The 23,592-nt window shown below is 57.5% G+C and carries 25 protein-coding genes, 1 pseudogene and 1 riboswitch; of the genes and pseudogenes, 12 read left to right on the top strand and 14 right to left on the bottom strand.

From position 1 onward, the window contains the following. Positions 1-107: pseudogene (locus tag K1W69_RS21955) on the top strand (IS110 family transposase); the annotation flags it as partial. 216 nt (positions 108-323) lie between these two features. Here the strand turns inward: K1W69_RS21955 and K1W69_RS21950 are convergent. Continuing rightward, positions 324-974 (bottom strand): glutathione S-transferase family protein, encoded by a 651-nt coding sequence (locus K1W69_RS21950; RefSeq protein ID WP_220230572.1) that lies wholly within the window; start codon positions 972-974, stop codon positions 324-326. A 161-nt stretch (positions 975-1,135) separates the two neighbouring features. On the opposite strand from K1W69_RS21950, the gene K1W69_RS21945 reads away from it, so the two are divergent. The 9 genes from K1W69_RS21945 (at position 1,136) to htpG (ending at position 10,880) form a co-directional block, all read left to right on the top strand. Next, on the top strand, positions 1,136-1,918 hold the full coding sequence (locus K1W69_RS21945; protein ID WP_220230571.1) for an ABC transporter substrate-binding protein: 783 nt from the start codon (positions 1,136-1,138) through the stop codon (positions 1,916-1,918). A 94-nt stretch (positions 1,919-2,012) separates the two neighbouring features. Beyond that, complete coding sequence (locus K1W69_RS21940) at positions 2,013-2,726, top strand: ABC transporter permease (protein WP_220230570.1); 714 nt, start codon at positions 2,013-2,015, stop codon at positions 2,724-2,726. Then, positions 2,723-3,553, top strand: coding sequence for an ABC transporter permease (locus K1W69_RS21935; RefSeq protein WP_220230569.1), 831 nt, complete (start codon positions 2,723-2,725; stop codon positions 3,551-3,553). The genes K1W69_RS21940 and K1W69_RS21935 overlap by 4 nt, the downstream gene beginning before the upstream one ends. Before the next feature lie 237 nt (positions 3,554-3,790). Next, a complete protein-coding gene (locus K1W69_RS21930) occupies positions 3,791-4,888 on the top strand; it encodes a polyamine ABC transporter substrate-binding protein (RefSeq protein WP_220230568.1) in 1,098 nt (365 codons plus the stop codon). Positions 4,889-4,921: 33 nt separating this feature from the next. Continuing rightward, complete coding sequence (locus K1W69_RS21925; protein ID WP_220230567.1) at positions 4,922-6,055, top strand: ABC transporter ATP-binding protein; 1,134 nt, start codon at positions 4,922-4,924, stop codon at positions 6,053-6,055. After that, a complete protein-coding gene (locus K1W69_RS21920) occupies positions 6,052-6,939 on the top strand; it encodes an ABC transporter permease subunit (protein ID WP_220230566.1) in 888 nt (295 codons plus the stop codon). Before K1W69_RS21925 ends, K1W69_RS21920 begins: the two co-directional genes overlap by 4 nt. 9 nt (positions 6,940-6,948) lie before the next feature. Then, a complete protein-coding gene (locus K1W69_RS21915; protein WP_220230565.1) occupies positions 6,949-7,761 on the top strand; it encodes an ABC transporter permease subunit in 813 nt (270 codons plus the stop codon). A 122-nt stretch (positions 7,762-7,883) separates the two neighbouring features. Continuing rightward, positions 7,884-8,888 (top strand): NAD-dependent epimerase/dehydratase family protein, encoded by a 1,005-nt coding sequence (locus tag K1W69_RS21910; RefSeq protein WP_220230564.1) that lies wholly within the window; start codon positions 7,884-7,886, stop codon positions 8,886-8,888. 111 nt (positions 8,889-8,999) lie between these two features. Continuing rightward, positions 9,000-10,880 carry a molecular chaperone HtpG gene (htpG, locus tag K1W69_RS21905; protein WP_220230563.1) on the top strand — a complete coding sequence of 627 codons (1,881 nt, stop codon included), beginning with the start codon at positions 9,000-9,002 and terminating at the stop codon, positions 10,878-10,880. A gap of 26 nt (positions 10,881-10,906) precedes the next feature. Here htpG and K1W69_RS21900 read toward each other — a convergent pair whose 3' ends face one another. From K1W69_RS21900 to K1W69_RS21845, 12 genes are all read right to left on the bottom strand, one after another. Then, positions 10,907-11,284: an MAPEG family protein gene (locus K1W69_RS21900; RefSeq protein ID WP_220230562.1), complete on the bottom strand. Its 378-nt coding sequence runs from the start codon at positions 11,282-11,284 to the stop codon at positions 10,907-10,909. Positions 11,285-11,437: 153 nt separating this feature from the next. Then, complete coding sequence (locus K1W69_RS21895; RefSeq protein WP_370688287.1) at positions 11,438-12,286, bottom strand: malonyl-CoA decarboxylase domain-containing protein; 849 nt, start codon at positions 12,284-12,286, stop codon at positions 11,438-11,440. A gap of 236 nt (positions 12,287-12,522) precedes the next feature. Then, entirely contained in the window at positions 12,523-13,311 is a 789-nt protein-coding gene (locus K1W69_RS21890; protein ID WP_220230560.1) for a transporter substrate-binding domain-containing protein, read from the bottom strand. Between the two features lie 35 nt (positions 13,312-13,346). Next, entirely contained in the window at positions 13,347-14,054 is a 708-nt protein-coding gene (locus K1W69_RS21885) for an amino acid ABC transporter permease (protein ID WP_220230559.1), read from the bottom strand. Next, positions 14,051-14,728: an amino acid ABC transporter permease gene (locus tag K1W69_RS21880; protein ID WP_220230558.1), complete on the bottom strand. Its 678-nt coding sequence runs from the start codon at positions 14,726-14,728 to the stop codon at positions 14,051-14,053. Before K1W69_RS21880 ends, K1W69_RS21885 begins: the two co-directional genes overlap by 4 nt. A 122-nt stretch (positions 14,729-14,850) precedes the next feature. After that, on the bottom strand, positions 14,851-15,057 hold the full coding sequence (locus K1W69_RS21875) for a hypothetical protein (RefSeq protein WP_220230557.1): 207 nt from the start codon (positions 15,055-15,057) through the stop codon (positions 14,851-14,853). 4 nt (positions 15,058-15,061) lie between these two features. Further along, positions 15,062-15,547 carry a hypothetical protein gene (locus K1W69_RS21870; RefSeq protein WP_258571258.1) on the bottom strand — a complete coding sequence of 162 codons (486 nt, stop codon included), beginning with the start codon at positions 15,545-15,547 and terminating at the stop codon, positions 15,062-15,064. Positions 15,548-15,552: 5 nt separating this feature from the next. Continuing rightward, positions 15,553-16,791 (bottom strand): agmatinase family protein, encoded by a 1,239-nt coding sequence (locus tag K1W69_RS21865; protein ID WP_258571257.1) that lies wholly within the window; start codon positions 16,789-16,791, stop codon positions 15,553-15,555. Then, entirely contained in the window at positions 16,788-17,588 is an 801-nt protein-coding gene (locus K1W69_RS21860; RefSeq protein WP_370688286.1) for an ABC transporter ATP-binding protein, read from the bottom strand. Before K1W69_RS21860 ends, K1W69_RS21865 begins: the two co-directional genes overlap by 4 nt. Beyond that, positions 17,585-18,406, bottom strand: coding sequence for an ABC transporter permease (locus K1W69_RS21855; protein ID WP_220230611.1), 822 nt, complete (start codon positions 18,404-18,406; stop codon positions 17,585-17,587). Before K1W69_RS21855 ends, K1W69_RS21860 begins: the two co-directional genes overlap by 4 nt. A gap of 61 nt (positions 18,407-18,467) precedes the next feature. Then, positions 18,468-19,538, bottom strand: a complete 1,071-nt coding sequence (locus K1W69_RS21850; RefSeq protein WP_220230610.1) for a putative urea ABC transporter substrate-binding protein — start codon at positions 19,536-19,538, stop codon at positions 18,468-18,470. A gap of 106 nt (positions 19,539-19,644) precedes the next feature. Further along, a riboswitch (guanidine-I (ykkC/yxkD leader) is annotated at positions 19,645-19,765 on the bottom strand. Between the two features lie 164 nt (positions 19,766-19,929). Further along, positions 19,930-20,691, bottom strand: a complete 762-nt coding sequence (locus K1W69_RS21845; RefSeq protein WP_220230556.1) for an alpha/beta fold hydrolase — start codon at positions 20,689-20,691, stop codon at positions 19,930-19,932. A 142-nt stretch (positions 20,692-20,833) separates the two neighbouring features. Between K1W69_RS21845 and K1W69_RS21840 the strand changes: the two genes are divergently transcribed. Further along, positions 20,834-21,664: a glycosyltransferase family 25 protein gene (locus tag K1W69_RS21840; protein ID WP_220230555.1), complete on the top strand. Its 831-nt coding sequence runs from the start codon at positions 20,834-20,836 to the stop codon at positions 21,662-21,664. Positions 21,665-21,666: 2 nt separating this feature from the next. Beyond that, positions 21,667-22,473 carry a glycosyltransferase family 25 protein gene (locus tag K1W69_RS21835; protein WP_220230554.1) on the top strand — a complete coding sequence of 269 codons (807 nt, stop codon included), beginning with the start codon at positions 21,667-21,669 and terminating at the stop codon, positions 22,471-22,473. Between the two features lie 5 nt (positions 22,474-22,478). On the opposite strand, the gene K1W69_RS21830 is transcribed toward K1W69_RS21835, so the two are convergent. After that, entirely contained in the window at positions 22,479-23,462 is a 984-nt protein-coding gene (locus K1W69_RS21830; protein WP_220230553.1) for an isopenicillin N synthase family dioxygenase, read from the bottom strand. Positions 23,463-23,592: the final 130 nt, after the last annotated feature.

Here is a 23,592-nt window from a genome sequence, read left to right as displayed (position 1 = left end):
CCGGAAAACCGAAAATGGTCATCCGCATTGCGCTTGCACGCAAACTTCTCGTCATCCTCAACGCCAAAGCGCGCGATGCGAGAACAGAGTTTGCAAATGCAACTTGACAGCACAGATAGTCGCTCATTGCGGGCTTCACCCGCGATCCAGCGGCCACGCGTCTGCGTGGCCAGAGATGACAAGCCTAAAAACACAGAATCCCGAAACAAAGCCAAATCATACGGGAAAAAAGCATTCTTATTATTATTATTTATTTCAATATCTTACATTATTATCTTTCACCATAATCTCTCATCTGCAACCGAATGCGCCAAATCCATCCGTCAATACTCCAATCGCCCGAACAACTCGTCGAACGGAACCATGACGGCGTCGCGATAAGCCGAACGTTGCTTCAACCGCTCATACCAACGCACGATATTGGGGATATCCGGCCGATCGATATCGACCTCGAAATAGCGATAGAGGTGCGTGCCGATCGTAATGTCGGCGAGAGTCATCGCCTCTCCAAAAAGCCATGGCTTGTCGGCCATCACGGTGTCCAGCAGTCGAAAATGGTCGGCGCAGCGCGCGACGCTCCGCTCAATCGACTGCGTATCGCGCTGTGCTTCTGGCGTGCGGTAGTAGCCCCAGAAAACGCCCGTGAGAAAAGCCACCTGAAGCGTCGTCTGCGACCAGTCCATCCAGGAGTCGACATTAGCGCGTTCAGCGATGTCTTCGGGCCAGAGAGCGTGGTTCTTCGCATGAAGGGACGCCAAATATCTCAGAATGGCGTGGGATTCCCACAAAACAGTATCGCCGTCTTTGAGAACAGGAACCTTCCCGTGCGGATTCATCAATCGGAACTCGGGCGTATCCAGCCCGCCAAACGCGCCGCCAAGTTCTATGTGACGATGCGGCAGGTCAAGTTCCGCGAGCAGCCACGCGACCTTTTGAACGTTGAAAGAACTGCGCCGGCCGATAAGTGTAAGCATGGCGTCCTCCCCCTTGTTGCGCCCGGAGCTTCCGGACAGCAAAGATTCGATATTGCTTTTTCGCAAAAAACAATGGGAATATCGTGGACAGGACGGAGCACGCCGTCTCCAATCGCGTTTCGGCGCCAAAGACAAACTGCAGAATAAAAGGGAACTGACACATGCGTTTCTCCAAATATATCACTTTCGGGGCGGCCGCCCTCGTGGTCGCCGTCGGCATGGGCGCCGCTCAGGCGCAAATGAAGAAAATCAAGATCGGGACGGAAGGCGCCTACCCTCCGTTCAACAACCTGACGTCCGACGGCAAGCTCGAAGGCTTCGACATCGACATCGCCATCGCGCTCTGCGAAGAGATGAAGGTCGAATGCGAATTCGTGACCAATGACTGGGACGGCATGATCCCGTCGCTGATGGCAGGAAAATTCGACGCCATCATCGCGTCCATGTCGATCACGGACGAGCGTCTCGAGCAGGTCGATTTCAGCGAGAAGTATTACAACACGCCGCCGGCGATCGCCGTGCCGAAGGATTCCGACATCACCGACGCAACGGACGCTGGCCTCGACGGAAAGGTGCTCGGCGCGCAGAGCTCGACCACCCATTCCAACTACGCGGAAGAAAAGTTTCCTTCCACGGATCTGCGGCTCTATCCGACGCCTGACGAGTACAAGCTGGACCTTGCAAGCGGCCGCATCGACGCCGCCATTGACGACGTCGTCGTCCTCAGCGATTGGCTGAATTCGGACGACGGCGCCTGCTGCATGATCCTGAGCACGCTTCCGACCGACCTGGTGATCAATGGACCCGGCGCGGGCATTGCCGTCCGCAAGGGCGAGGAAGAACTGCGCGACGCCTTCACACAGGCAATCGCCGCTATCCGCGCAAACGGAAAATACGAGGAAATCAACGACAAGTACTTTGAATTTGATGTGTATGGCGACTAAGCCGCGCCTCAAGCGCCATTTGCTGCGGGATGCTTCATCCTGCAGCACAGGTTCTGCATGATCATTCAATCAGCGCCTCATCCGGTCTGACGTCATGGATCGGACCTTGACCCTTCTGAGTTTCGGGCCGAATGGCTGGATGGACCAGATCATGTATGGTTTTCTGGTCACCGGCGGCCTGGCGCTCGCCACTCTTCCATTCGGCTTGTTCATCGGATTTCTTCTCGCGCTCGCCAAGCAAAGCGAGGTGAAGCAGCTGCGGCTTGCCGCGGAAATCTTTACGACCATCTTCCGGGGATTGCCGGAACTCCTCACGCTGTTTCTGGTCTATTTCGGCCTGCAGATCGGCTTCAGACAAACGTTGTTGTTTTTTGGCGTCGAGGGCGGCATCGAAATCAATTCGTTTCTTGCCGGCATGATGGCGTTGGGCGTCGTCTTCTCAGCTTTCTCAAGCGAAGTCCTTTTGTCCGCCTTCAAGGCCATTCCGGTCGGGCAATATGAAGGCGCTTATGCACTTGGGCTCGGCAAGGTCCGCACGATGACGAAGGTCATCCTGCCTCAACTGGTGCGCATCGCTCTCCCCGGCCTCGGAAATCTGTGGATGATCCTGCTCAAGGACACCGCGCTCGTGTCGGTGATCGGCCTGCCGGACATCCTTCGCCAGGCGGGAATCGCCGCCCGCGTCAGCAAGGAGGCCTTTCTCTTTTTCGGCATCGCGTGCCTGCTCTACCTGCTGCTTGCAATCGTCTCCTCGATATTCATCAGCGCCGTCGAGCGACGCGTCAGGCGATCGGAGGTTCGGGTATGAGTTTCGCCGAGCAGATGATCCCGCCCCGCAGTCCGCCGCCGGCAGTCGCGCCGGGCTGGTCCGCCGCCAAGACAACCGGCGCCATCGCCATGGCGTTCTGGTTGATCGTTGGCGTAGGCCTGATCTACTTCCTCTTCAGCGCCTGGGATCCCGCCAAGGTCGCCCGATACGGCCCGAAATATCTGTCCGGTCTTGGCGTGACACTGACGCTTGTCAGCATCTCGATCGTTCTCGGCGCGCTTGTCTCGATACCGGTCGTCGCCGGGAGAATGAGCCGTAATCCGCTGTTTTCCGGCGTCGCCTACGGCTACGTATATTTCTTCCGCGGCACGCCGCTGATCGCGCAACTCTTCCTTTTCTACTACGGTCTCGGCGAGTTCCGGCACCAGCTTGAAGCCGTCGGTCTATGGGGATTCTTCCGCGAACCGTGGAACTGCGCAATTCTGGCCTTCACGCTGAACACCGCAGCCTATCAGGCCGAAATTCTAAGAGGCGCCATCCAGAGCGTTCCGAAAGGACAAGTCGAGGGCGGTCAGGCGCTGGGCCTTAACCGCGTCCAGATCTATCGAAAGGTCGTGTTGCCCCAGGCCATGATCGTGGCGTTAAGGCCCTATGGCAACGAGATCATCCTGATGATCAAGGGATCGGCTGTCGTAGCCATCATCACCGTTCTCGACCTGACAGGCGAAACAAGACGCGCCTATTCCCGCACATTTGATTTCCAGACCTACATCTGGGCGGCTATTTTTTATCTGTTGATTGTCGAAGTTCTTCGCAATGTCTGGAACTGGCTGGAACGCCGGCTGACGCGGCATTTGAAGCGGTAATGAAAAACCGGGCGCCCTGTGCAAACGCCCGGTTTTCCCCCAGCCGGCCGACATTTGCGGGTTTGGCCGGCCCTCTCCGGCGTTCAGATTGCAGTTTGAATCTGAACGCCGGATGAACAGCCGCCCGGCTGACGACGACGAAACATTCGCTGACGGATTCCTGTCATTGCACGCCTGCGTTTTTGTGCTTATTCATTGAACCAACACACTCATAACAAGGGAACACGGGTGGTTTTCATGATCTCGAAAAAAGTACTTCTCAGCGCCGGTGTCGCTTTTGCGATTCTGGCCATGGGCGCCAACGCCCAGGACCGGGTCGTCAACGTCTACAACTGGTCCGACTATATTGCCGAGGACACACTGGACAAGTTCACGGAAGCAACGGGCATCAAGGTCGTCTACGACGTTTACGACAGCAACGAGGTCCTGGAATCCAAGCTTCTGTCCGGCAATACGGGATATGATATCGTTGTTCCGACCGGCGACTTCCTGCAGCGGCAGATGCAGGCCGACGTCTACCAGCCGCTCGACAAGTCAAAGCTTCCCAATCTCGCCAACATGGACGCCGGCTTGATGAAACAGGCTGCCGAATACGACGCCGACAACGCGCATTCGGTGATCTACATGTGGGGCACGACGGGCCTCGGCTACAATGAGGACATGATCGCAGAGAGGCTTGGAGACGATTACGTTGTCGACTCCTGGGCCGTTCTTTTCGATCCGGAGGTTGTCTCCAAACTGCAAGACTGCGGCGTCGCCGTGCTTGACGCGCCGACGGAGCTTTTTCCCGCCGCCCTCAACTATCTCGGTTACGATCCGAATTCCTTCGACAAGAAGGAACTGGAGGAAGCAGCCGATTTGATGAAATCGGTTCGTCCCTACATCCGCTACTTCCACTCGTCGCAATATATCAACGACCTTGCCAACGGCGACATTTGCCTCGCCATGGGCTGGTCCGGCGACCTGTTTCAGTCACGCGACCGGGCGGACGAAGCCGATAACGGCGTCAGCATCGCCTATGTCATTCCGAAGGAAGGCGCGCTTCAGTGGTTCGACGTCCTCGCCATCCCGGCCGACGCCCCGCACCCGGAAGAAGCGCACGCCTTCATCAACTTCATCATGGATCCGCAGATCACGGCCGACATCACCAACTATGTCTGGTACGCCAGCGCCAACAAGGCGGCCATGCCGCTGATCGACGAGGAGATTACGTCCGATCCGGGCATATTCCCTCCGCAGGAAGTCCTCGACAACCTCTTCGCCGACAAGCCGCAGCCGCCTTCCGCCGATCGTCTGGTCAATCGTTTGTGGACATCGGTCAAGACCGGTCAGTGAAGCCCGCCCTGTCGCCGCCGGAGGATGGCAGGCATGAATGAGCGCCAGTCGCCTTCGGATATGCCGTGGCGCAACGGTTCGGAACCGTTCGTCCGTATCGTCGATGTCTCGCGAAGCTTCGGACCCGTTGTCGCGGTCAACAACGTTTCGCTCGACATATACAAGGGCGAATTGTTCTGCCTTCTCGGCAGTTCGGGCTGCGGCAAGACAACCTTGCTGAGGATGCTGGCCGGATTGGAAACTGTTTCCTCCGGCCGCATCGAAATCGACGGACAGGACATGGCCGGCATCTCGCCTTGGGACCGGCCGACCAACATCATGTTCCAGTCCTATGCGCTTTTTCCTCACATGAATGTCGAGCGAAACATCGCCTACGGCCTCTATCGCGACGGCATTCCCCGCTCCGAGGTCACAGACCGCGTTGCCGACATGATCAAGCTGGTCCAGTTGTCCGGGATGGAGCGGCGAAAGCCGGACCAGTTGTCCGGCGGGCAGCGCCAGCGTGTCGCGCTTGCGCGCTCCCTGATCAAGCGGCCCAAACTTCTGCTGCTTGACGAACCTCTTGCCGCGCTCGACAAGAAGCTGCGCGAAGAAACCCAGTTCGAACTGGTCAACATCCAGGAAAAGCTCGGCGTCACATTCGTAGTCGTCACGCATGACCAGGAAGAGGCAATGACGCTGGCGACGCGTATTGGCGTCATGCGCAACGGCGTCATCGAGCAAGTCGCAGAGCCCCGAGAGATCTACGAATATCCCCTCAACCGCTTCGTCGCGGATTTCATCGGCTCGGTGAACATGTTCGAGGGCGTCGTCGCCGAAACCGATCCGGACCGGACGCTCATCCGTTGCGAGGACGCGGACATGACGATCAATGTCTCCCACGGCGTGAGTTGCTCGCCCAGTCAGCGCCTGTGGTTTGCGCTCCGACCGGAAAAACCGGAGATCAGTCGCCATCGGCCCGACGGCGTCGACAACGTTGTCGAGGGCGTGGTCGAGGAGATTGCCTATCGCGGCAATCTGTCGATCTTTCGTGTGCGGCTGAAAACCGGAAAACAGATCGACCTGATACGCACGAACCAGGAGCGCTCGGCACAGGAACCGATAACCTGGGACGATCCTGTTTTCGTTTCATGGGACGCCGCGTCCGGCGTGGTGCTGACGTCATGACAGCGGCGGTCGGCAGTTTTTTCCTGAAGCACCGCCGCCTTCTGGTGATCGCGGTGCCGATGGTCTGGCTGCTGATCTTCTTTCTCGCCCCGTTCCTCGTCGTCTTCAAGATCTCGTTTTCCGAAGCCGCGATGGCTCGACCGCCTTATCTCCCCCTGACATCCTGGGAAGACGGTCGGTTGCTGATCACGCTCAACCTGGGCAACTACCAGTTCCTTCTGGAAGATCCGCTTTATCTGCTCTCGCTGATATCTTCCGTTCAAATAGCAGCGGTCTCGACCATATTCGCCCTGCTCATCGGCTATCCGATGGCATGGTATATCGCACGCTCTCCGGCCAGGCGACGCAATATACTTCTGATGCTCGTCATACTGCCTTTCTGGACTTCGTTTCTGTTGCGCGTATACGCCTGGATCGGGATCCTGAGAAGCACCGGCGTTATCAACAATACGCTGATTGCAATGGGGATCATCGACGAACCGCTGGTCATGCTGCAGACCAATTTCGCGGTCTATATCGGCATCGTCTACACATACCTTCCGTTCATGATCCTGCCGCTCTACGCCAATCTGTCGCGGCTTGATCCGGCGCTGCTGGAAGCCGCCGCGGATCTCGGCGCAAAGCCCGCAACCACATTCCTCACGGTGATTCTGCCAATGTCGCTGCCAGGCATTATCGCCGGCTCCATGCTCGTCTTCATTCCGGCGATCGGCGAATTCGTCATTCCCGCGCTGCTTGGCGGGCCCGATACGCTGATGATCGGTAAAATTCTGTGGACGGAATTCTTCAACAACCGCGACTGGCCGGTGGCGTCTGCTGTCGCCATGGTGCTGCTGGCGATCATTGTCCTGCCGCTCGTGCGCTTCCGCCGGGCGCGCGGATAAGGGGGGACGATGAAACGCAGCCCCCTTCTCTCGATCATGGCGCTCATCGGCTTCATCTTTCTCTATGCGCCGATCCTGTCGCTTGTCGTCTACAGTTTCAACGAGTCCCGCCTCGTCACCGTATGGAGCGGGTTCTCGACGAAATGGTACGGCGAATTGTTGCGTGATCCGCAAATCCTCGGCGCCGCGTGGATCAGTCTGAAAGTGGCTGTGGCGAGCGCGACCATTTCTCTCGTTCTGGGCACGATGGCCTCGCTGGCGCTCGTTCGATATGGCCGTTTCCGGTTTCGCGAACTCTTCAGCGGCATGACGACCGCCCCGCTGGTCATGCCGGACGTCATAACCGGCATTTCCCTGCTTCTGCTCTTCGTCACGATGGAATCGCTTTTCGGGTGGCCGGCGGGTCGAGGATTGCTCACGATCATCATTGCCCACACGACGTTCTGTATGGCTTATGTCGCCGTCGTTGTCGAAACGCGCCTCATCAATGTCGATCGCTCGGTCGAGGAAGCCGCCGCCGACCTTGGCGCCAAACCCTTGCGCATCTTCTTCGACGTGACACTGCCAAGCATCGCGCCGGCGCTCGTATCAGGCTGGCTTCTCGCCTTCACGCTGTCGCTGGACGATCTCGTTATTGCAAGCTTCGTCGCCGGGCCTGGATCGACCACCTTGCCCATGCTGATCTTTTCGAAGGTCCGCCTGGGGGTCAGTCCCGATGTCAACGCGCTCGCCACCATACTGATCGGACTGGTTGCAATAGGCATCGCAATTTCGGCGTTCGTTATGACCCGCAACGGCAGATCATCCGAATCCGGCGCGTGATGTCTCATCCGGATATTTGATCGCGAGAAACAGCCGTTTCTCCGCAATATGGTCATAGTTTCTTCCATTATGACAGTTCGGCGACACTGTCGGCGTCTTCGCCGAAGCTGGAGTAGTGCGTAGTGAGTTTGAGCGTATTGTTTGTCGGCGGAACCGGTGAAATTTCGTGGGCCTGTGTTCATGAAGCGGTCCGGAAGGGCTTCGACGTGACTGTCCTCAATCGCGGGCGATCCGGTGAACGGCTCCCCCTGCAAGTCAAGCACATTGACTGTGATTTTTCCGATGACGCAGCCTATCGCGCGGCGGTCGAGCAAGGCTTTGACATCGTTTGCCAGTTCCTGGTCTTCCATCCTGAACAGCTTCAACGCGACATTGACGTCTTCAGGGACAAGGTCGGTCAGTACGTTTTCATATCCACCGCCTCGGCCTACGCAAAACCGGTCAGCCGTGTCCCAATTGTCGAGACGACGCCTCTGGTAAATCCCTATTGGGAGTACAGCCGCCGGAAGGCGGCCTGCGAGCAGTTGTTGCAGGCGGAAAAAGCCCTTCCTTACACGATCGTTCGTCCCAGTCACACGATCAGGAAGCGATTTCCGACCGCCATGTCGGAGGGCGACACGGCTCTGCATCGCATGCTCGCCAACAAACCGATCATTGTGCCCGGTGACGGCGCAGCGCTTTGGACGCTAACCCGCAGCGAGGATTTCGCCGTTCCGTTCGTCCGTCTCTTCGGCAAATCCGCGGCGATCAACCGTGATTTCCACATCACCTCCGACCATGCCTGGCCGTGGGATATGATCTACACGACAATAGGAAGCCTGCTTGGCGTGCAGGTCGATCTCGTCCATGTTCCGACCGACACTCTGGTTCGGTTCCGGGAAGAATGGCGCGGCCCCCTTTTGGGCGACAGGGCCTATTCCGTGATGTTCGACAATTCCAAGGTGAAGTCTGTCGTCGGCGATTTCACTTGTGAACCGGACCTTTCCAAGATGCTCAGAAGTCCATTCGAGCACTTGCTGGACAAGGGCGGTCCTTCAGGCTTGCAGCCTTCGGAAGAACTCGGCGCCCTCTTTGACAGGCTTGTCGCCGCCCAGCGTAGGGTCAAGCCCAAGGTCCACGCTCTGTAGCCACCGGGCAAACGCCATGCAGCTACACCAGACTTGTGACCCAGCGCATGTCCGCCTATATCAGCGGCAGCTCAACCATAATCGTTAAAAAGCTAGAGGATTTGTCCCACCATGAGCGAAACGGCTGCTAAGGAAACATACTCGTTCCAGACCGAAGTCGGTCGGCTTCTCGATATCGTTGCGGGCTCGCTCTACTCCAATCGCGAGATCTTTCTTCGCGAACTGGTCTCCAACGCATCGGACGCATGCGACAGGCTGCGCTATCTGGCGATCACCGCGCCCTCTCTCGTCGAGGGCGATCAGCAATTCCGCATCGACATCAGCCTTGACGCGAAAGCCAAGACCATCACGATTCGAGACAATGGCGTCGGCATGAATCATGACGACCTGCTGGAAACACTGGGCACGATCGCCCGCTCCGGCACGGCCGCCTACCTTGAGACGCTGGACAAGGGCGACAAGAAGAACGGCAAAAGCGATCTCAGCCTTATCGGCCAGTTCGGCGTCGGCTTCTACTCCGCATTCATGGTTTCCGACCGGGTTGACGTCGTCACCAGAAAGGCAGGCGAGCAGGAGGCCTGGCTCTGGTCGTCGGACGGTAAAGGCGAATTCTCGATTGAACCTGCAGAGCGAGACGAACGCGGCACGACTGTAACGCTTCACATCAAGAAGGACGCCAAGGAGTTCCTTGAAGAGACGCGCATCCGCCACATCATCAAGACCTATTCCGATCACATCGGCTTTCCGGTCAAACTCGGCGACGAGACCCTCAACGAGGCCTCGGCGATCTGGACCAGGCAGCCGAAGGAAATCACCGAAGAGCAACACAGGGAATTCTATCATCACATCGCTCACGCCTTCGATGATCCGTGGATGACGATCCACAATCGCGTGGAAGGCGTGGTAAGCTACATCAACCTGCTCTACATCCCCTCCACCCAGCCTTTCGATCTGTTCGAGCCTGAACGCAAAGGTCACGTAAAGCTTTATGTAAACCGGGTCTTCATCACCGAGGATACAAGCGGCCTGTTGCCGACCTGGCTGCGCTTCCTGCGCGGCGTCGTGGATTCGGAGGATCTCACCCTGAACATCTCGCGCGAGATGCTGCAGACCGATCCGAAACTGGCGAAGATCCGGACAGGTCTGACGAAGAAGGTCCTCACCGAGATCAAGAAGAAGGCCGAGAAGAAACCGGACGAGTACGAAACGTTCTGGAGCAATTTCGGCGCCGTCGTGAAGGAAGGCCTGATCGAGGACGCAACCCTGCGCGACCGGATACTGGAAATCTGCCGGTTCACCTCGACGCAAGGTAGCGGGCAGGTCAGCCTCGCAGACTATGTGGGTCGAATGAAGGAAGGCCAGGAGGCGATCTACTACATCGCCGGCGAAGACGCTGCAAAGATCGCCCATTCGCCGCATCTCGAAGGCTTCAAGGCAAAGGGCATCGAGGTTCTGTTGCTCTCAGATCCAGTCGACGAATTCTGGATGCAGCACGTCACGGAGTATGAAGGCAAGCCATTCAAGTCGATCACGAGAGGCGCTGCGGATCTCGACGCGATCAAGGGCGAAGAGACTGCGGATGAAAAAAAGGAAGACGACGACGCGGCGTCGATCGACAGCCTGATCGCTGCGATCAGACAGGAACTCGGCGCCGAAGTGAAGGATGTCCGTTCGTCCAAGCGTCTGACCGAAAGCCCTGTCTGCCTGATTGCCGATGAAGGCGACATGGACGTCAACCTTGAGCGTCTGCTCAAGCGTCACGGCCGGCTGCAGGGCGGCGGCATGCCGCGCATTCTGGAGATAAACCCGGGCCACGCTATGGTGAAAAAGCTTGCGAACCGGGCCGGACAGGCTGATGCCGAAAACGATTCCCTGCTCAAGGACGCCGCGCACCTCCTTTTCGATCAGGCGCGTATCGCCGATGGCGAATCGCCGGCCGATCCGGTCGAATTCGGCCGGCGTTTAACGGCTGTCATGGAAAGCGCACTGTAGACTGCAAGGCCGGCGGCTACACCGGCCTACATCAGCTGCACGAACATCATGATCAGGCCGGCAATTGAAATCAACCAAAGGCCGGTGCGCAGGAATTTTACGCCGGCCAGATAGGCTGGAAAGTAAAGTATCCGCGCGATGATCCAGATCGTAGCGCCCATGCCGCCGACGTTGCCAACAGCAATCAGCGCCAGATCGAGCGCTACAAAAGGAACAAGGTTCTGGACATAGTTCTCCAGAGCCCGGCTGGCGCGCCCGCACACTGTTCCCTTCGGCTGCTTCTGTTCGTCGCGTGACGAAAACAGATAGTCGTCACCGAACTCCGAGCGTGCGACGAGAACCTGGACAAGCACATGAGCCAGCCAGAGGGCCATAGCAATTTGAAGGCAAATCAACTCACTCATTCGTCTCCCCTCCTCTGAGATAGACGCAGGTGTCTGAACACAACGAGTGTTACGTGCCAAGAATACTTCACCACGCCAAATGATACAAACTGGCGGTCTATGGACCGAGCATCGCTTTACTGTCAGGCCGCAAGCGAATTGGAAGCCGAAAGACTAGGCATTGGCCGCTTTTCGGGTTTTGCGATCCGGCAATCCCGCTTTCAGAATGCGATTGATCGTGCGCGCGCAGGCAATCGCGCGCTTCTCTTCAAAAGCCATGTGATTAGCTTCGAGCTGTTCGAGATCGTAGAGATAGTTGGCCATGACGCCACAGGATTGGCGGATACCGTTGGCCGAAATATCGGCCATGGGCAGAATGTCGTGAATGAGCGCACCGTTTCCAAGATGAAAGCGCGCGACGGGGTCGAACGGGAGGCCATTGGCTCGTTTCTCCTCCACCAGATACAATGCGGCGAGGTAGCGCAGGCTGTTTGACACCGGTTCAAGAGGCTTTGCGCCCTCTTCGCCCTCCGCCGCTTCCACTGCTGCAAGGATTTCGGAAATGCGCGAACCTTGTTCCGCGCTTACCTGCCTTTCCAGCCATGCGCGGAAACCCGGAAGCGGCGAAAGCGTCACATAGGTATTCAAATTCGGAAGGTCCCGGGAAAGGCTCTCGATGACCTGCTTGATCAGCAAATTCCCGAACGAAATTCCGCCGAGCCCCTGCTGAGAATTGGAAATGGAATAGAAGACCGCGGTATCAGCCTCGGATTCTGCGAGGATCCGCCGTTCCTTGGCAAGGATGTCCTGAACCGAAGCAGGTATCCCTTTACACAGGGCGATTTCCACGAAAATCAATGGTTCGTCAGGCGCCATGGGATGGAAGAATCCAAAGCACAGCCGGTCTTCCGGCTCAATGCGCCGTCGAAGATCATCCCAACCGTCGATCGCGTGGACAGCCTCATATTCAATGATTTTTTCCAGGATGTTGGTCGGCGCTTCCCAGTCAATTCTGCGGAGCACGAAAAATCCCCTCATGAACCAGGATACAAAGCGTTGAAAGAAATAAATGTCGATCCCGCCGCGCGACGAAGTTTCCTTCATGGCTCGGTAAAGATCAAGTCACATCATGTCAGGTTTGAAGGTGCGCCTATGCGTAGCGGCGCCGAAAATGGTTGGCGGCGCACCGGACAAAAATGTGTTTGCAGTGGAAACAGGTATCCGCCTCACCGCAAACGGTGAGGCGAAGTTGTCGCAGGTTACAGCGAGGGAAGCGGCGGAAGCTTCTGGCCCAGCCACTTTTGCGAGAGTTCGTCCAGTTGGCCGCCAAGCTTCTTGTGCAGAATGAAGACATTGACCCACTGGAGAAGATCGAGGTTCCCCTTCTTCACACCGATGAACGCCGGCGATTCCTTGATGATGAACTTGGTTTCGATATCGAGATCCGGATTGTCGGCGGAAAGTTGCGCGGCGACGGTGTTGCCTGTCACGAGTACGTCAACCTGCTTTGAGAGATAGGCCGACAGCGTCGCTGCATTGTCGCCGAAGCGGACGATCTCAAGCCCTTCCGGACCATTCTCTGTCAACTCGAGGTCCTCAAGCGTGCCGCCAGTTACGCCGATCTTCTTGCCGGCAAGATCGTCCATGGATGCAATCGTCATGTCTGAAGCGGCAAATGCGCCCGAGAAAAACGGGGCGTAAGCACTCGAAAACCAGATGGACTTGGCGCGTTCCGGATTGGCGCCCATGGAAGAAATAACCAGATCGACGCGATCCGTTTCGAGGAACGGGATGCGCTGCTTGGAGGTCACCGGCACCAGTTCGAGTTCGACGCCGAGATCCTCTGCGATGAGATTGGACACATCGACATCGTATCCGACGTGTTCGCCTTCATCCCCCAGCGATCCGAATGGCGGGAAATTTTCCGGTACTGCGATCTTGATCGTTCCGGCGCTCAGGATGTCCGAAAGATCGGCGTGAGCCACGCCAACCTGCATCATCATTGACGCCAGCAATCCGACCGCTGCGGCCTTGAGTTTGTTCGTCATGTCTTTTCCTTTCCTCTTCACATAATATTCTGCGTTTAGGCGACTGCCGGCTTGTCCCTGGCCTTGACGGCGCCGAGCTTGCGTTCGAGATGACGCGACCAGGCCGAAAGCGGAAAACAAAGGCAGAAATAGATGAGCGCCATCAGCGGATAGATGACGAAGGGCTCCGTGTCGGCCACCGGCGCGTTCGCCCAGCGACGTCCGACGGCCATGAGATCGTGAAAGCCGATAATGTAGGCCAGCGAAGTTCCTTTGATAATCTGCACCATGAAGCCCACGGTCGGCGCAAGCGACAACCGAAAAGCCTGCGGGACGATGATGAGACGAACAATCTTCAGAAAACGCAGTCCGAGCGCCCTGCCGCCTTCCCACTGCCCTTCCGGGATGGCCTCCACTGCTCCGCGCCAGACATCGGAAAGATAGGCGCTTGCATACAGTGTCAACGCGACGCCGGCTGCGATCCAGGAATTGATGTCGACGCCAAGCAGCCGCGGCACGCCCAACCCGAGCAGGAAGAGGAGCATAAGCAGCGGGATAGACTGAAACAGCCAGATATAGGCGCTCGCGGCCGCCTTGGCCCGCTTCGATGGCGCGATCCGCACCAGCATGACGGCGAGCCCGATCAGACCTCCCCCGATAAAGGCAATCGCAGACAGGTAGATTGTGAATTGCGTGGCGTCGAGCAGTTGGAAAATGACGATGCCAAACGGTTTGCCGAGTATGGATACGAAGAAGTCTTTCATCGCACTGTCCGCCACTTGAAAGCTGAGCGGTAGATGGCGTTCAACACGGCTTTGAAGCTCAGCGCCATTACTATGTAAATCACCGTCAGCGCGGTAAATACCTCGAAACTGCGGAATGTTCTGCTGTCGATGTAAAGGCCCGCATGGGTCAAATCCGTCACACCGATTTCGGCGATCACCCCGGTCGTCAGGAACAGAAAGATAAACTGGCTGTTCAAAGACGGATACATGGCGGCCACGGCCTGGGGGAATACGACCTTGCGAAAGATCGTCGCCTTTCGAATGCCTAGAGCTGCGCCCGCCTCCAATTGTCCCGAAGGGATTGAACTGAATCCGGCGCGCAGTATTTCAGCGAAATATGCGGAAAAATTCAGGGTTAGCGCGAGGAGCGCGTGCGCCCAGAATGGCCAACTGTAACCGAGCAGCAGCGGCAACCCAAAGGCTACGAAGAACAGTTGAACGATCAGCGGTGTGTTTCGGATGAACTCGACATAGGCCGCGGATATCCTGCCAAGAACGGGAACCTCGGCATAGCGGCTGACGGCAAGAAGCGTCGCGAGCAGAAATCCCACCAAACCGCCGCCAATTGCAAGCGATGCGCTGACGCCGGCGCCCTTTGCAAGCAGCAACAGATATTCGCTGCTTCGGTAGATTTCGAAGAACCTGAATTCCAAGCCTTATTCCTCTGGCGATGAAAATTGCCATGCAAAAAAGGCGCCATACGATTTAATGCTCTAGGCCGGAGTCCGTGATTGTCAGGCTTCCGAAGGCGCCCAATTCTTCAGCAATGGCGCCTTTATTTACTCCGCCGAGCCTGGAACAACCAGATTGCGAAGGCAGTCACAGCCGCAATCGCGAACAATGATACAATCGTGTGAAACGGGGACGCGGTGATGTGACTGGCCAGCTTTCCCACCGGCAGATGGTCATGATTGCCTGGATGCGCAAACGCCTGTCCGCTCGACACCAGAACCATGGCTGAGACGACGGTTCGATTGATCATGAGTTTATCCTTTCTCTGAATGAAAACGCGCTTTTAAAAGCGTGACGAGATCCACGTCGTCCCGTTCGGTCAACGAGACATAGGTAAATGTCATGTTCTCGCGCTCGCTGATCATTTCACCGGGAAACGGCATGTAGACGAGTTCGCGCGATGCAAAAGCCGGAGACGCGGTTCCGATCTGCCAGTTCGAGACGATCGAGGCGTCGACAAGGTTCAGCGTCAGCCCGTCGGACCCCTTCCTGGTAAATGGTATTCCCGAAAGCCTGAGATACGAGCTCTTGTCGTCCGCCTTTCTGAATGCATCGATGAAACTTGCGGCCAAGGCCTGTAATTCATCCATCCGCTCGCGGTCCGGCGTGCCATGAACGTGCGAATGCAAGTGGTCGACAGGATGATTATGCCCGGCGCCATGATGATGATGATGGTGGTGGTGGTGGTGGTGGTCGTGGTCGTGGTCGTGGTCGTGGTCGTGGTGATGATGGTGTCCCATGAGCTCTACTCCAAATCCGGTCCGGCCGGAATTGTGACGGGCTTGTCTATGATCGCCTTGTGCGATCCCATCTTGCCGTGGGAAACGAGTGTGCCCAGCACGTCGACGATGACGCGCGTCGCCAGCAGCGCAGTGATGTCGGACGTGTCGTATGGCGGCGAAACCTCTACGACCTCGAGACCGCAAATGCCCTCAGCGGCGACCAGTGAAACGAGTTCAAGCGCTTCTCTCGGCAGAAAACCGCCAGGCTCCGGCCAGCCGGTTCCGGGCACGAAGCCGCAGTCGACACTGTCGATATCGAACGAGATATAGACGGCGTCGGCGTCCTTCCAGGCAAGCTCCAGCGCCCGGGCGGCGGTTTCCGCCAGACCCAGTTCCTCGACATCGCGCATGGTAAAGATATTGGTGTTTCGCTTTCGGGCTATCTCGACGCCCTCGCGCGGCACCTGCCAGCCGCCGATGCCGACCTGCACAAGGTTGACGGCCGGCACATTGACGAGGTCCGTCGCATGGAACCACGGCGTGGTGTGCATGCGCTCGTCGAGATCCTTCTCCTGGATATCGATGTGGCGGTCGAAATGGACAATGCCAATCCTCTTCGATGTGCACTCCGCAATGCCGCGCACGCATGGAAAGCCGATTGAATGATCGCCACCGATCATGATTGGCAGCGCGCCGGAAGACACGACGTGACTGACGGCCCGGGTGATCTGGTCGAATGTTTTTTCGATATTGGCGGGAATCGTGAACACGTCGCCAACGTCGCAGAGCGTCATCTGCTCGCGCAGATCGATGCCCATCTCATAATTGTAAGGCGTGTAGAGCGCCGAGATCCGGCGCACGCCCTGCGGGCCGAAACGCGTGCCCGGTCGATAGGTCGTGCCGCCATCGAACGGAATGCCGATAACAGCTGCGTCATAGGCGCCAACCATGGTGACGTCTTCAATATAGGGAGCCTTCAGAAAGGTGTTGATGCCGGCGTAGTGGGGCAGTTCGCCCCGCGCGAATGTGGGGATCGATTTGTCCTCAAGGCTGTCCGATCCGGTGAGCCCCATGCGCAACGCCCACTGCTTTTCCTTTTCCCACGCCGCCGTTGGCAGCGTTCCTTCCTTTTCGGCTGCCTTCCATCCACGCAATTGCAGTTTGTCGAAGTCGGGATGATGGTGGCGCACAGGCGCGCCCCGGCAGACCGTTCCCGCTGCCCTTTGCTTGCGGGCAGGTCCTGTCGCAAATATGTCCTTCATGCGCTTGCTCCTGTGCTTGTGTCGGCGTTCATCGCCAGTCCGGCCAGTTCCGGCGGCGGTCCCGCGTCTTTTCTGGTTAGTGGAAGGTCGTAGGTGATCGTCGCGCCATAGGCGTCCGGCGCCTGGGGATCATGCCTGATCTTGTCGAAGACGAGAATCCGCGTTCCCAGTTTGAAGGCTTCCCGAATGTCATGCGTGACCATGAAGACGGTCATTTGGAGCTCTTCCCAGAGACCAAGAAGCAGGTCGTGCATATCGGCGCGAATGCCCGGGTCCAGCGCCCCGAAAGGTTCGTCGAGCAGCAGCACCTTCGGGCGCTTCAATAGCGCCTGAGCGATTGCGAGGCGCTGCTGCATGCCGCCAGACAATTGAGCCGGATATTTCAGGCGCGCCGAGCCAAGGCCGATCTTTTCCAATGTGTCGTCGATTTCGGCGCGCGCCGCCTTTCGCGATGAGCCGAAGGAGCGTCCGAAAAGGCGAGACCTCTCGAACTCCCGGGCGAGAATGAGATTGTCCTCGACCGTCAGATGCGGAAACACCGAATATTTCTGAAATACGATGCCACGGTCCGAGGTCGGTTCGCCCGGCAATGGCGCGCCGTCGAGCTCGATGCGTCCACGTGAGGGCGTTTCTTGCGACAGCAGCATGCGAAGAAAAGTCGACTTGCCGCAGCCCGAGGCTCCGACAATCGTGCAGAACGCGCCCTCCTCCACGTCCAGATTGAGACGCTCAAGCACAGTCATGTCGCCATATGTCTTCGCCACATTGCGTGCGGAAATCTTTGGCCCCGCGCTCACAGGCTTTCCCCGCCGAGATGATGCCAGGGGAATGCGCGCTTCGACAAAAGCAGGAGGAGCCGGTCGATGATGAAAGCAAGCAGCGTGATCCAGACGACATAGGGAAGGATCACGTCCATGGCGAGATAGCGTCGTACGAGAAATATCCTGTATCCGAGACCGGAAGTCGATGCGATCGCTTCCGCCGAGATCAGGAAGATCCAGGCTGGAACCAGTCCCAGCCGCATGGCGTTGACCAGCTTGGGAAGAGTTTGCGGCAAGACCACCCGGAAAATCATCTGCAGGACGCTCGCGCCGAGCGTCTCGGCCTTGATGATCAATTCGCGAGGGATGTTCATTACCTCCTGCGAAACCGATCGGATCATGACGGGCGCCGTCCCTACAACGATCAGCATGATCTTCGATGTTTCCCCCAGACCGAAGATGATGAACAGGATCGGCAGGATGGTGATCGGCGGAATCAGCGAGAAAGTGGCGATGTAGGGCGCAAGAGTGCTGCGCGCGTGTGGAATGAAACCAATCAGAATGCCGAGCGACAGCGCAAGGATCGTCGCCGCGCCCATGCCCATCCCGAGCCGACAGAGGCTGTCATAGGTATCGAGCCACAGCAGCAGATCGCCGGATCGCTTATCCGGCACAAAGGCCATGCGCCAGAACGTTTCGCCCATCTGCTGGAGCGACGGCAAAAGCTTGTCTGCGGGATTATCGAGCCGGCGATAATGGCTCGCCAGCGCGTAGGCGCCGATCGTCGCCACGAAGGGCAGCGCCGTCAAAGTGATGCTCGTTACGCGCGATGGCTTGCGATTGATGATGCGCACGAAGAATACCTCGGTGCGACCGTCCGGCGGAAACATCCCGCCGGACGATCGATTGCCGTGGTTAGAGTTTGTCGCCGGCGGCCATCTCCATGTAGGAGGTGTCGAAGCGCAGCTTCACATTGTTCGCGTCGCCATAGACGCTCCCATCGGGAAACTCGACCCCAACGAATTCAGGACTTGGCGCGCCTTCACCGAGAATTCCGTTATCGAACAGAAATTCTGCGACGAATTTGGAAGTCTCCGCAAGTTCCGGAGATTTGGTGAACTCGACGGCTGCATCCGGCGTGTAGAACATCTTGGTCGTAGCCAGCTGTGCGTCATATCCGGGGAGATCGGTGCCGGAAGCTTCGGCCATCGCCGTGCGCGCCGCTTTGCCCTCTTCGCTGTCGGAAGACATGATGCCCATCAGTTCGTACCAGGCGCCGACAAGCGCTTTGCCGAAATCCGGATTGTCCGCCAGCGTTTCGGTGTTGACCATCATGATGTCGATGATCTCGCCCGGAATGCCGGAGCTGTTGAATACTTCGGTGGCGTTCGGCTGTGCGACAATCTCCGACAGCAGCGGATTCCACGTAACAACCGCCGTTACGTCCGGCGTCGCATAGGCCGCAATCATGTCGGCGTCCGAGGTGTTTACGACAGTAATGTCCTTTTCGGACATGCCGACGCTGTCGAGAGCGCGCGCCAGCAAATAGTGCGAAACTGACAGCTCAACCAGATTGACGTTCTGGCCCTTGATCTCGTCCAGCTTCGTCTTGTCCTTGAGGACAATGCCGTCATTTCCGTTTGAATAATCGCCGACGATCAGAGCCGTCGTGTCGACGCCGCCGCCAGCGGGTATCGACAGTCCGTCCATATTCGTCATCGAGCAGCCGTCATAGGCGCCGGCCGTATACTGATTGATCGATTCGACATAGTCGTTGATCTGAACGATATCGACCGTGATGTCGTATTTGTCGGCCCATTTCTTCATGAGGCCTGAATCCTGCAGGTAGCCCCAGGGCATCCAGCCGACATAGATCGACCAGCATACTTTGAAGTCCTTTTTTTCTTCGGCATTGGCAATCGTCGCGGCAGACAACGCGGCGGCTAGCAGCGCGGTCATTCCAAGAGCTTTGATGGGTGTTCGTATCATGTCTGTACGCCTTCCTGATTTGCGCCAATCGATGACTGGCTTTCAAAACCTGGGCTCTGCGCACAAACCGGGAGAAGGTCTGCGCGCGCAAACCTGTGCAGTTGTCTCCCGGGATTTTTTCCCGCCGTGTCACCGGCTATGAATGTCGCCGGCTTGCGCCTCTTGGACCAGCGTTCCGCAATTTTTGGTCGAATCGCGGAACCGGAACCCTAGGCGCGCTGCACATCATTCAGGAAAGCAAGGGTTGTGCCAGTCAATTCACGATACAGGGAATCGAAAATAAAACAGCGCGTTTTCTGTTGTTTAGCGAAAACTTCGGAGAAACAGAATCCAGTCGCGCGCCAACTGCCTTTTGGCGTAAAGAAGCAAGTTTAGGCCATTTGCATAATTATTGGTCAGCGTTCGGCTGCTGATCAGCAAGAAATGGCCAAATCGTATCGGCCAGTTTATCGGGGGCGCTCAGTTGCGGTGCATGCCCCGTTTCAAGCGTCCGGACTTTAGCGCCCGGCACCAGTTCCTGCATCCTTCTTTGCAACGAAACGTCGATCGACCGGTCCATGGAACACTCCACATACAGACGCGGCGCAGTCCCGTAGCGTTCCTCGGTCCAGTTCGCTGCGACTGCGCGCCCGGACTCCGGTTGCGGCGTCAGTTTGTCTGCGGCCTTGCGCGCGGCTGCGGGCTCCGCGTCATGGTAGAAAATCTCAATCGCCGCATCAGCAGGCACGCTGCTCATCAATCCGTCGGAGGACCAAAGGAGATGGTCGCCAATCCCGATCAGGCCTCTGTCCCGCGCATATTCCTGTGCCAGCAGGTCACCGAACGACATCCCCGACGGCAGCATCATTCCTGCAAGGTAAACGATGCGGGCGACACGGTCCGGGCGCGCCTCCGCCACCGCGGTCGCGACATTTCCCCCGCCGGAATGCGCTACAAGGCTGACGGGCCTATCGAGACCGTCAATGAAATCCTCGACATGGCGCGCGTAAAGCTCGAGGGTGACACTTTCCGGAGGCGTGGCGTCCGTTCCGTTTCCGGGCAGATCGACGGCGTGACACGCCAGCCCCCTCGCCTGCAGCAGTCCGATCAGATCCCGCCAGGCCCAGCTTCCCTGCCAGGCGCCGTGTATGAGAATAACCGGATCGAACATCGTGACAGCAAGTCTCCCGCGCGAGGTCCCCCGGGGTGGGCGACAGTTTACTTTGACAGGCAAAACGTCTAATCGGTGAGCCGCATCGGTGCAACGGTGCAGAACCAACGTGGCGCCCGATCCGGATGCGGAATAGCGGCGCATGCCAGCAGACCCTAGTTGCGTCATGAGAATATTGCTGATCAATCTGGATCGGTCGCCGGATCGGCTGACCTGGATGCAAAAGGAAATGGACGAACGCGGACTGACCTTCGACAGGATCAGCGCCGTTGATTTCCAGTCATTATCTCAGGAAGAGATAAGCCGACATCAGATCGATCGTGAAATCATCATGACGATCAGCCCGGGCGACGTTGCCTGCTTCCTCAGTCATCGCAAATGCTGGAATGACATGATCGAGCATGGCGACGATTATGTCTGCATTCTTGAAGACGACATCTATCTCAGCCGGGACGCTGCACAATATGTTTCTTCTGCAGACTGGATTCCAGACGGCGTCGACATCGTCAAGCTGGAGACCTTCCGCGACAAGGTCGGATATCTCGCAAAGGACCCGATCGAGGTCGGCGACCGGATTCTGGCGCCTCTTCTCGGCCGTCATATCGGCGCCGGCGGCTATATCATTTCACGCGACTGCGCCGAACGCCTGCTGAAAACAACTGAAGATTTCCACGACCCCGTGGACGAAATGATGTTTAACCCGAAACTTGGTTTGTTTCAGACCCTGGATATCCTGCAGATGGTTCCGGCGATCTGTATTCAGACCATGCACTATTATGCAGAAGCGTCCGATCCGCTTCCTGGCAGCACGATCCATACGGTGCGTCTGGAGATGCTGAAGCCGAGACAGGGATGGAAGAAGTTCAAACGTGAGGTGACGCGGCCCTTCATCAATTTCGGCGAATGGCTGCGGATGACCTATGTTCGATTGACGACCCCCAGCGTGTGGGGCGAAATCCCCTTCAGGGAATGATCATGCGTCTTCTGGTCATCAATCTGGAACGGTCCCTTGAACGGCGAAAATGGATAACTGACAGCTTCGCCGCCCAGACGCTCGTCCCTGAGTTCGTGCCGGCGATAGACGCCAATGAAATGAAACCAGTCGAGATCGACGCCTGGAATGAATCCAGCGACGGGCCTCCCATGATGGCTGCAGAAATCGCGGTCTTCAAAAGTCATCGCAAGTGCTGGGAGGCCGCAGCCTCCGGCGACAACGATTACGTATGCGTATTCGAAGACGACGTCCATCTGTCCAGCGACGCGCATCTTTTCCTGAAAGACGACAGCTGGATTCCGGACGGCGCCGATATCATCAAGATCGAGACATTCAGAAACAGCGTGCTTTGCTCCAGGCCACCGTTGCCGCCGGTTCACGGACATCAGCTCCTGCGGCTTCATACGCTGCATTGGGGCGCAGCCGGTTACATCCTGTCGAAATCCTGCGCAGCGCGTCTTCTTGAACTCTCCAAGACCCGGCTATACGCTGCGGACGAATTTCTGTTTTCGCCCACGTTCAGTATTTTCCGGGGTCTCGACCTGTACCAGGTCAGTCCGGCCCTGTGCATCCAGGATATGCAGCTCGAAGAAATCAACAGGGCGGGCAATCTTCAGAGCGTCAAGGGCGTGCGCGACGACCATCACCTGATGCAGCAGCCCCAGGCGCCCGTTCGCGGCTGGAAAAAAGCTCGAAGAGAAATCGAAAGGCCCTTTCGGAAACTTGCCTCGTCCATCGATCGCAAGGTCAAAGGCAAATTCAGCACAGTGATCGACTTCGAGGCCTGACAGCCTCACCCATTATAGGTTCTGCGATACATTTCCTGCAGATGATCTTCCACCTTGACCGGAGCGTATTTGGGCGTCTGACCGTCGCTCAGGCAAGTCGGAATGCACGACACCTCGAAATCGGGGTTCCCGGTGAAGAAGAACGGAACCGAATATCGCTCGCGTCCGGAATGATTGATCACGCGGTGCAGGGTGGAGCGATAGGCATCATTCGTCCAGCGGGCGATCATGTCCCCGAGATTGATGACGAATGTTCCGGGAATCGGCGTCGCCCGTATCCAGATTTTATTATCCTGATCGTAGACCTGCAGACCACCATTGTCGTCCTGCAGGAGAAGCGTCAAGCCGCCGAAATCCGTGTGGGCGCCTGCGCCAAGCTCGTCCGGGTCCGATTGGGGTTGTTGCGGCGGATAATGCAGCAGGCGCAGAATGGCGAGCGGATCCCGCACGAAACCGTTGAAGTAGTTCTCGTCCAGATCCAGCGACAGCGCCATGCCGCGCATCAGCCGCTCCGCGAGATCGAGCATGGCCGCATAGTAGGCGCGCATGGCCGGCTTGAAGCCTGGCAGATCCGCAGGCCACTGGTTCGGACCGTGATTGAACTTGCCGGCCAGGACGCGCGGATCATCCTCCGGCAGTTCGTAGCCTATGTAATAGCCTTCCTTGCGATCCGGCTTGGCGCCGGCCTGCAAGGTCTGTCCGCCCAGATGCTCGTAACCACGATTGCAGGGTGAATGCGCCTTGTCCACTGCGAGCTTTGCCTCTTCGGGCAAGTCGAAGAATGCCTTCGTCTCCGCGAAAACGGCGTCGATCAGGCCTGAAGGAATTCCGTGCCCGGAACAATAGAAGAAACCCTTGTCGAGACAGGCGGCGCGCAACGCCTTGCCCACCCCACGGCGTTCATCCTCTTTCGAAGACGACATTCCGGAAATATCGATAACGGGAAGCTGCGCCTGATCGACCGCCACAGCGCTGAGTTCTCCGGGCATCTACTGGTCCTTTGTGAAAAATTGACCACGCTACTATGCGGACATTTTCCGGCGCCGACAAGTTGAATGCCGCTGGCGACAATGCGGCGGAATCTCGCAGATCGAATCAGAAATCAGCGCCATTGATCTG

The sequence above is a fragment of the Flavimaribacter sediminis genome (assembly GCF_019492055.1).
Classification (GTDB): Bacteria; Pseudomonadota; Alphaproteobacteria; order Rhizobiales; family Rhizobiaceae; genus Flavimaribacter; species Flavimaribacter sediminis.
This window is presented reverse-complemented; position numbering and strand designations above follow the sequence as displayed.

Bases quoted from the DNA above. Each gene is read 5' to 3' on its own strand.
- K1W69_RS21950 (WP_220230572.1), bottom strand. From the start codon at position 974: ATGCTTACACTTATCGGCCGGCGCAGTTCTTTCAACGTTCAAAAGGTC.
- K1W69_RS21945 (WP_220230571.1), top strand. From the start codon at position 1,136: ATGCGTTTCTCCAAATATATCACTTTCGGGGCGGCCGCCCTCGTGGTC.
- K1W69_RS21940 (WP_220230570.1), top strand. From the start codon at position 2,013: ATGGATCGGACCTTGACCCTTCTGAGTTTCGGGCCGAATGGCTGGATG.
- K1W69_RS21935 (WP_220230569.1), top strand. From the start codon at position 2,723: ATGAGTTTCGCCGAGCAGATGATCCCGCCCCGCAGTCCGCCGCCGGCA.
- K1W69_RS21930 (WP_220230568.1), top strand. From the start codon at position 3,791: ATGATCTCGAAAAAAGTACTTCTCAGCGCCGGTGTCGCTTTTGCGATT.
- K1W69_RS21925 (WP_220230567.1), top strand. From the start codon at position 4,922: ATGAATGAGCGCCAGTCGCCTTCGGATATGCCGTGGCGCAACGGTTCG.
- K1W69_RS21920 (WP_220230566.1), top strand. From the start codon at position 6,052: ATGACAGCGGCGGTCGGCAGTTTTTTCCTGAAGCACCGCCGCCTTCTG.
- K1W69_RS21915 (WP_220230565.1), top strand. From the start codon at position 6,949: ATGAAACGCAGCCCCCTTCTCTCGATCATGGCGCTCATCGGCTTCATC.
- htpG (WP_220230563.1), top strand. From the start codon at position 9,000: ATGAGCGAAACGGCTGCTAAGGAAACATACTCGTTCCAGACCGAAGTC.
- K1W69_RS21900 (WP_220230562.1), bottom strand. From the start codon at position 11,284: ATGAGTGAGTTGATTTGCCTTCAAATTGCTATGGCCCTCTGGCTGGCT.
- K1W69_RS21890 (WP_220230560.1), bottom strand. From the start codon at position 13,311: ATGACGAACAAACTCAAGGCCGCAGCGGTCGGATTGCTGGCGTCAATG.
- K1W69_RS21885 (WP_220230559.1), bottom strand. From the start codon at position 14,054: ATGAAAGACTTCTTCGTATCCATACTCGGCAAACCGTTTGGCATCGTC.
- K1W69_RS21875 (WP_220230557.1), bottom strand. From the start codon at position 15,057: ATGATCAATCGAACCGTCGTCTCAGCCATGGTTCTGGTGTCGAGCGGA.
- K1W69_RS21870 (WP_258571258.1), bottom strand. From the start codon at position 15,547: ATGGGACACCATCATCACCACGACCACGACCACGACCACGACCACGAC.
- K1W69_RS21865 (WP_258571257.1), bottom strand. From the start codon at position 16,791: ATGAAGGACATATTTGCGACAGGACCTGCCCGCAAGCAAAGGGCAGCG.
- K1W69_RS21845 (WP_220230556.1), bottom strand. From the start codon at position 20,691: ATGTTCGATCCGGTTATTCTCATACACGGCGCCTGGCAGGGAAGCTGG.
- K1W69_RS21840 (WP_220230555.1), top strand. From the start codon at position 20,834: ATGCCAGCAGACCCTAGTTGCGTCATGAGAATATTGCTGATCAATCTG.
- K1W69_RS21835 (WP_220230554.1), top strand. From the start codon at position 21,667: ATGCGTCTTCTGGTCATCAATCTGGAACGGTCCCTTGAACGGCGAAAA.
- K1W69_RS21830 (WP_220230553.1), bottom strand. From the start codon at position 23,462: ATGCCCGGAGAACTCAGCGCTGTGGCGGTCGATCAGGCGCAGCTTCCC.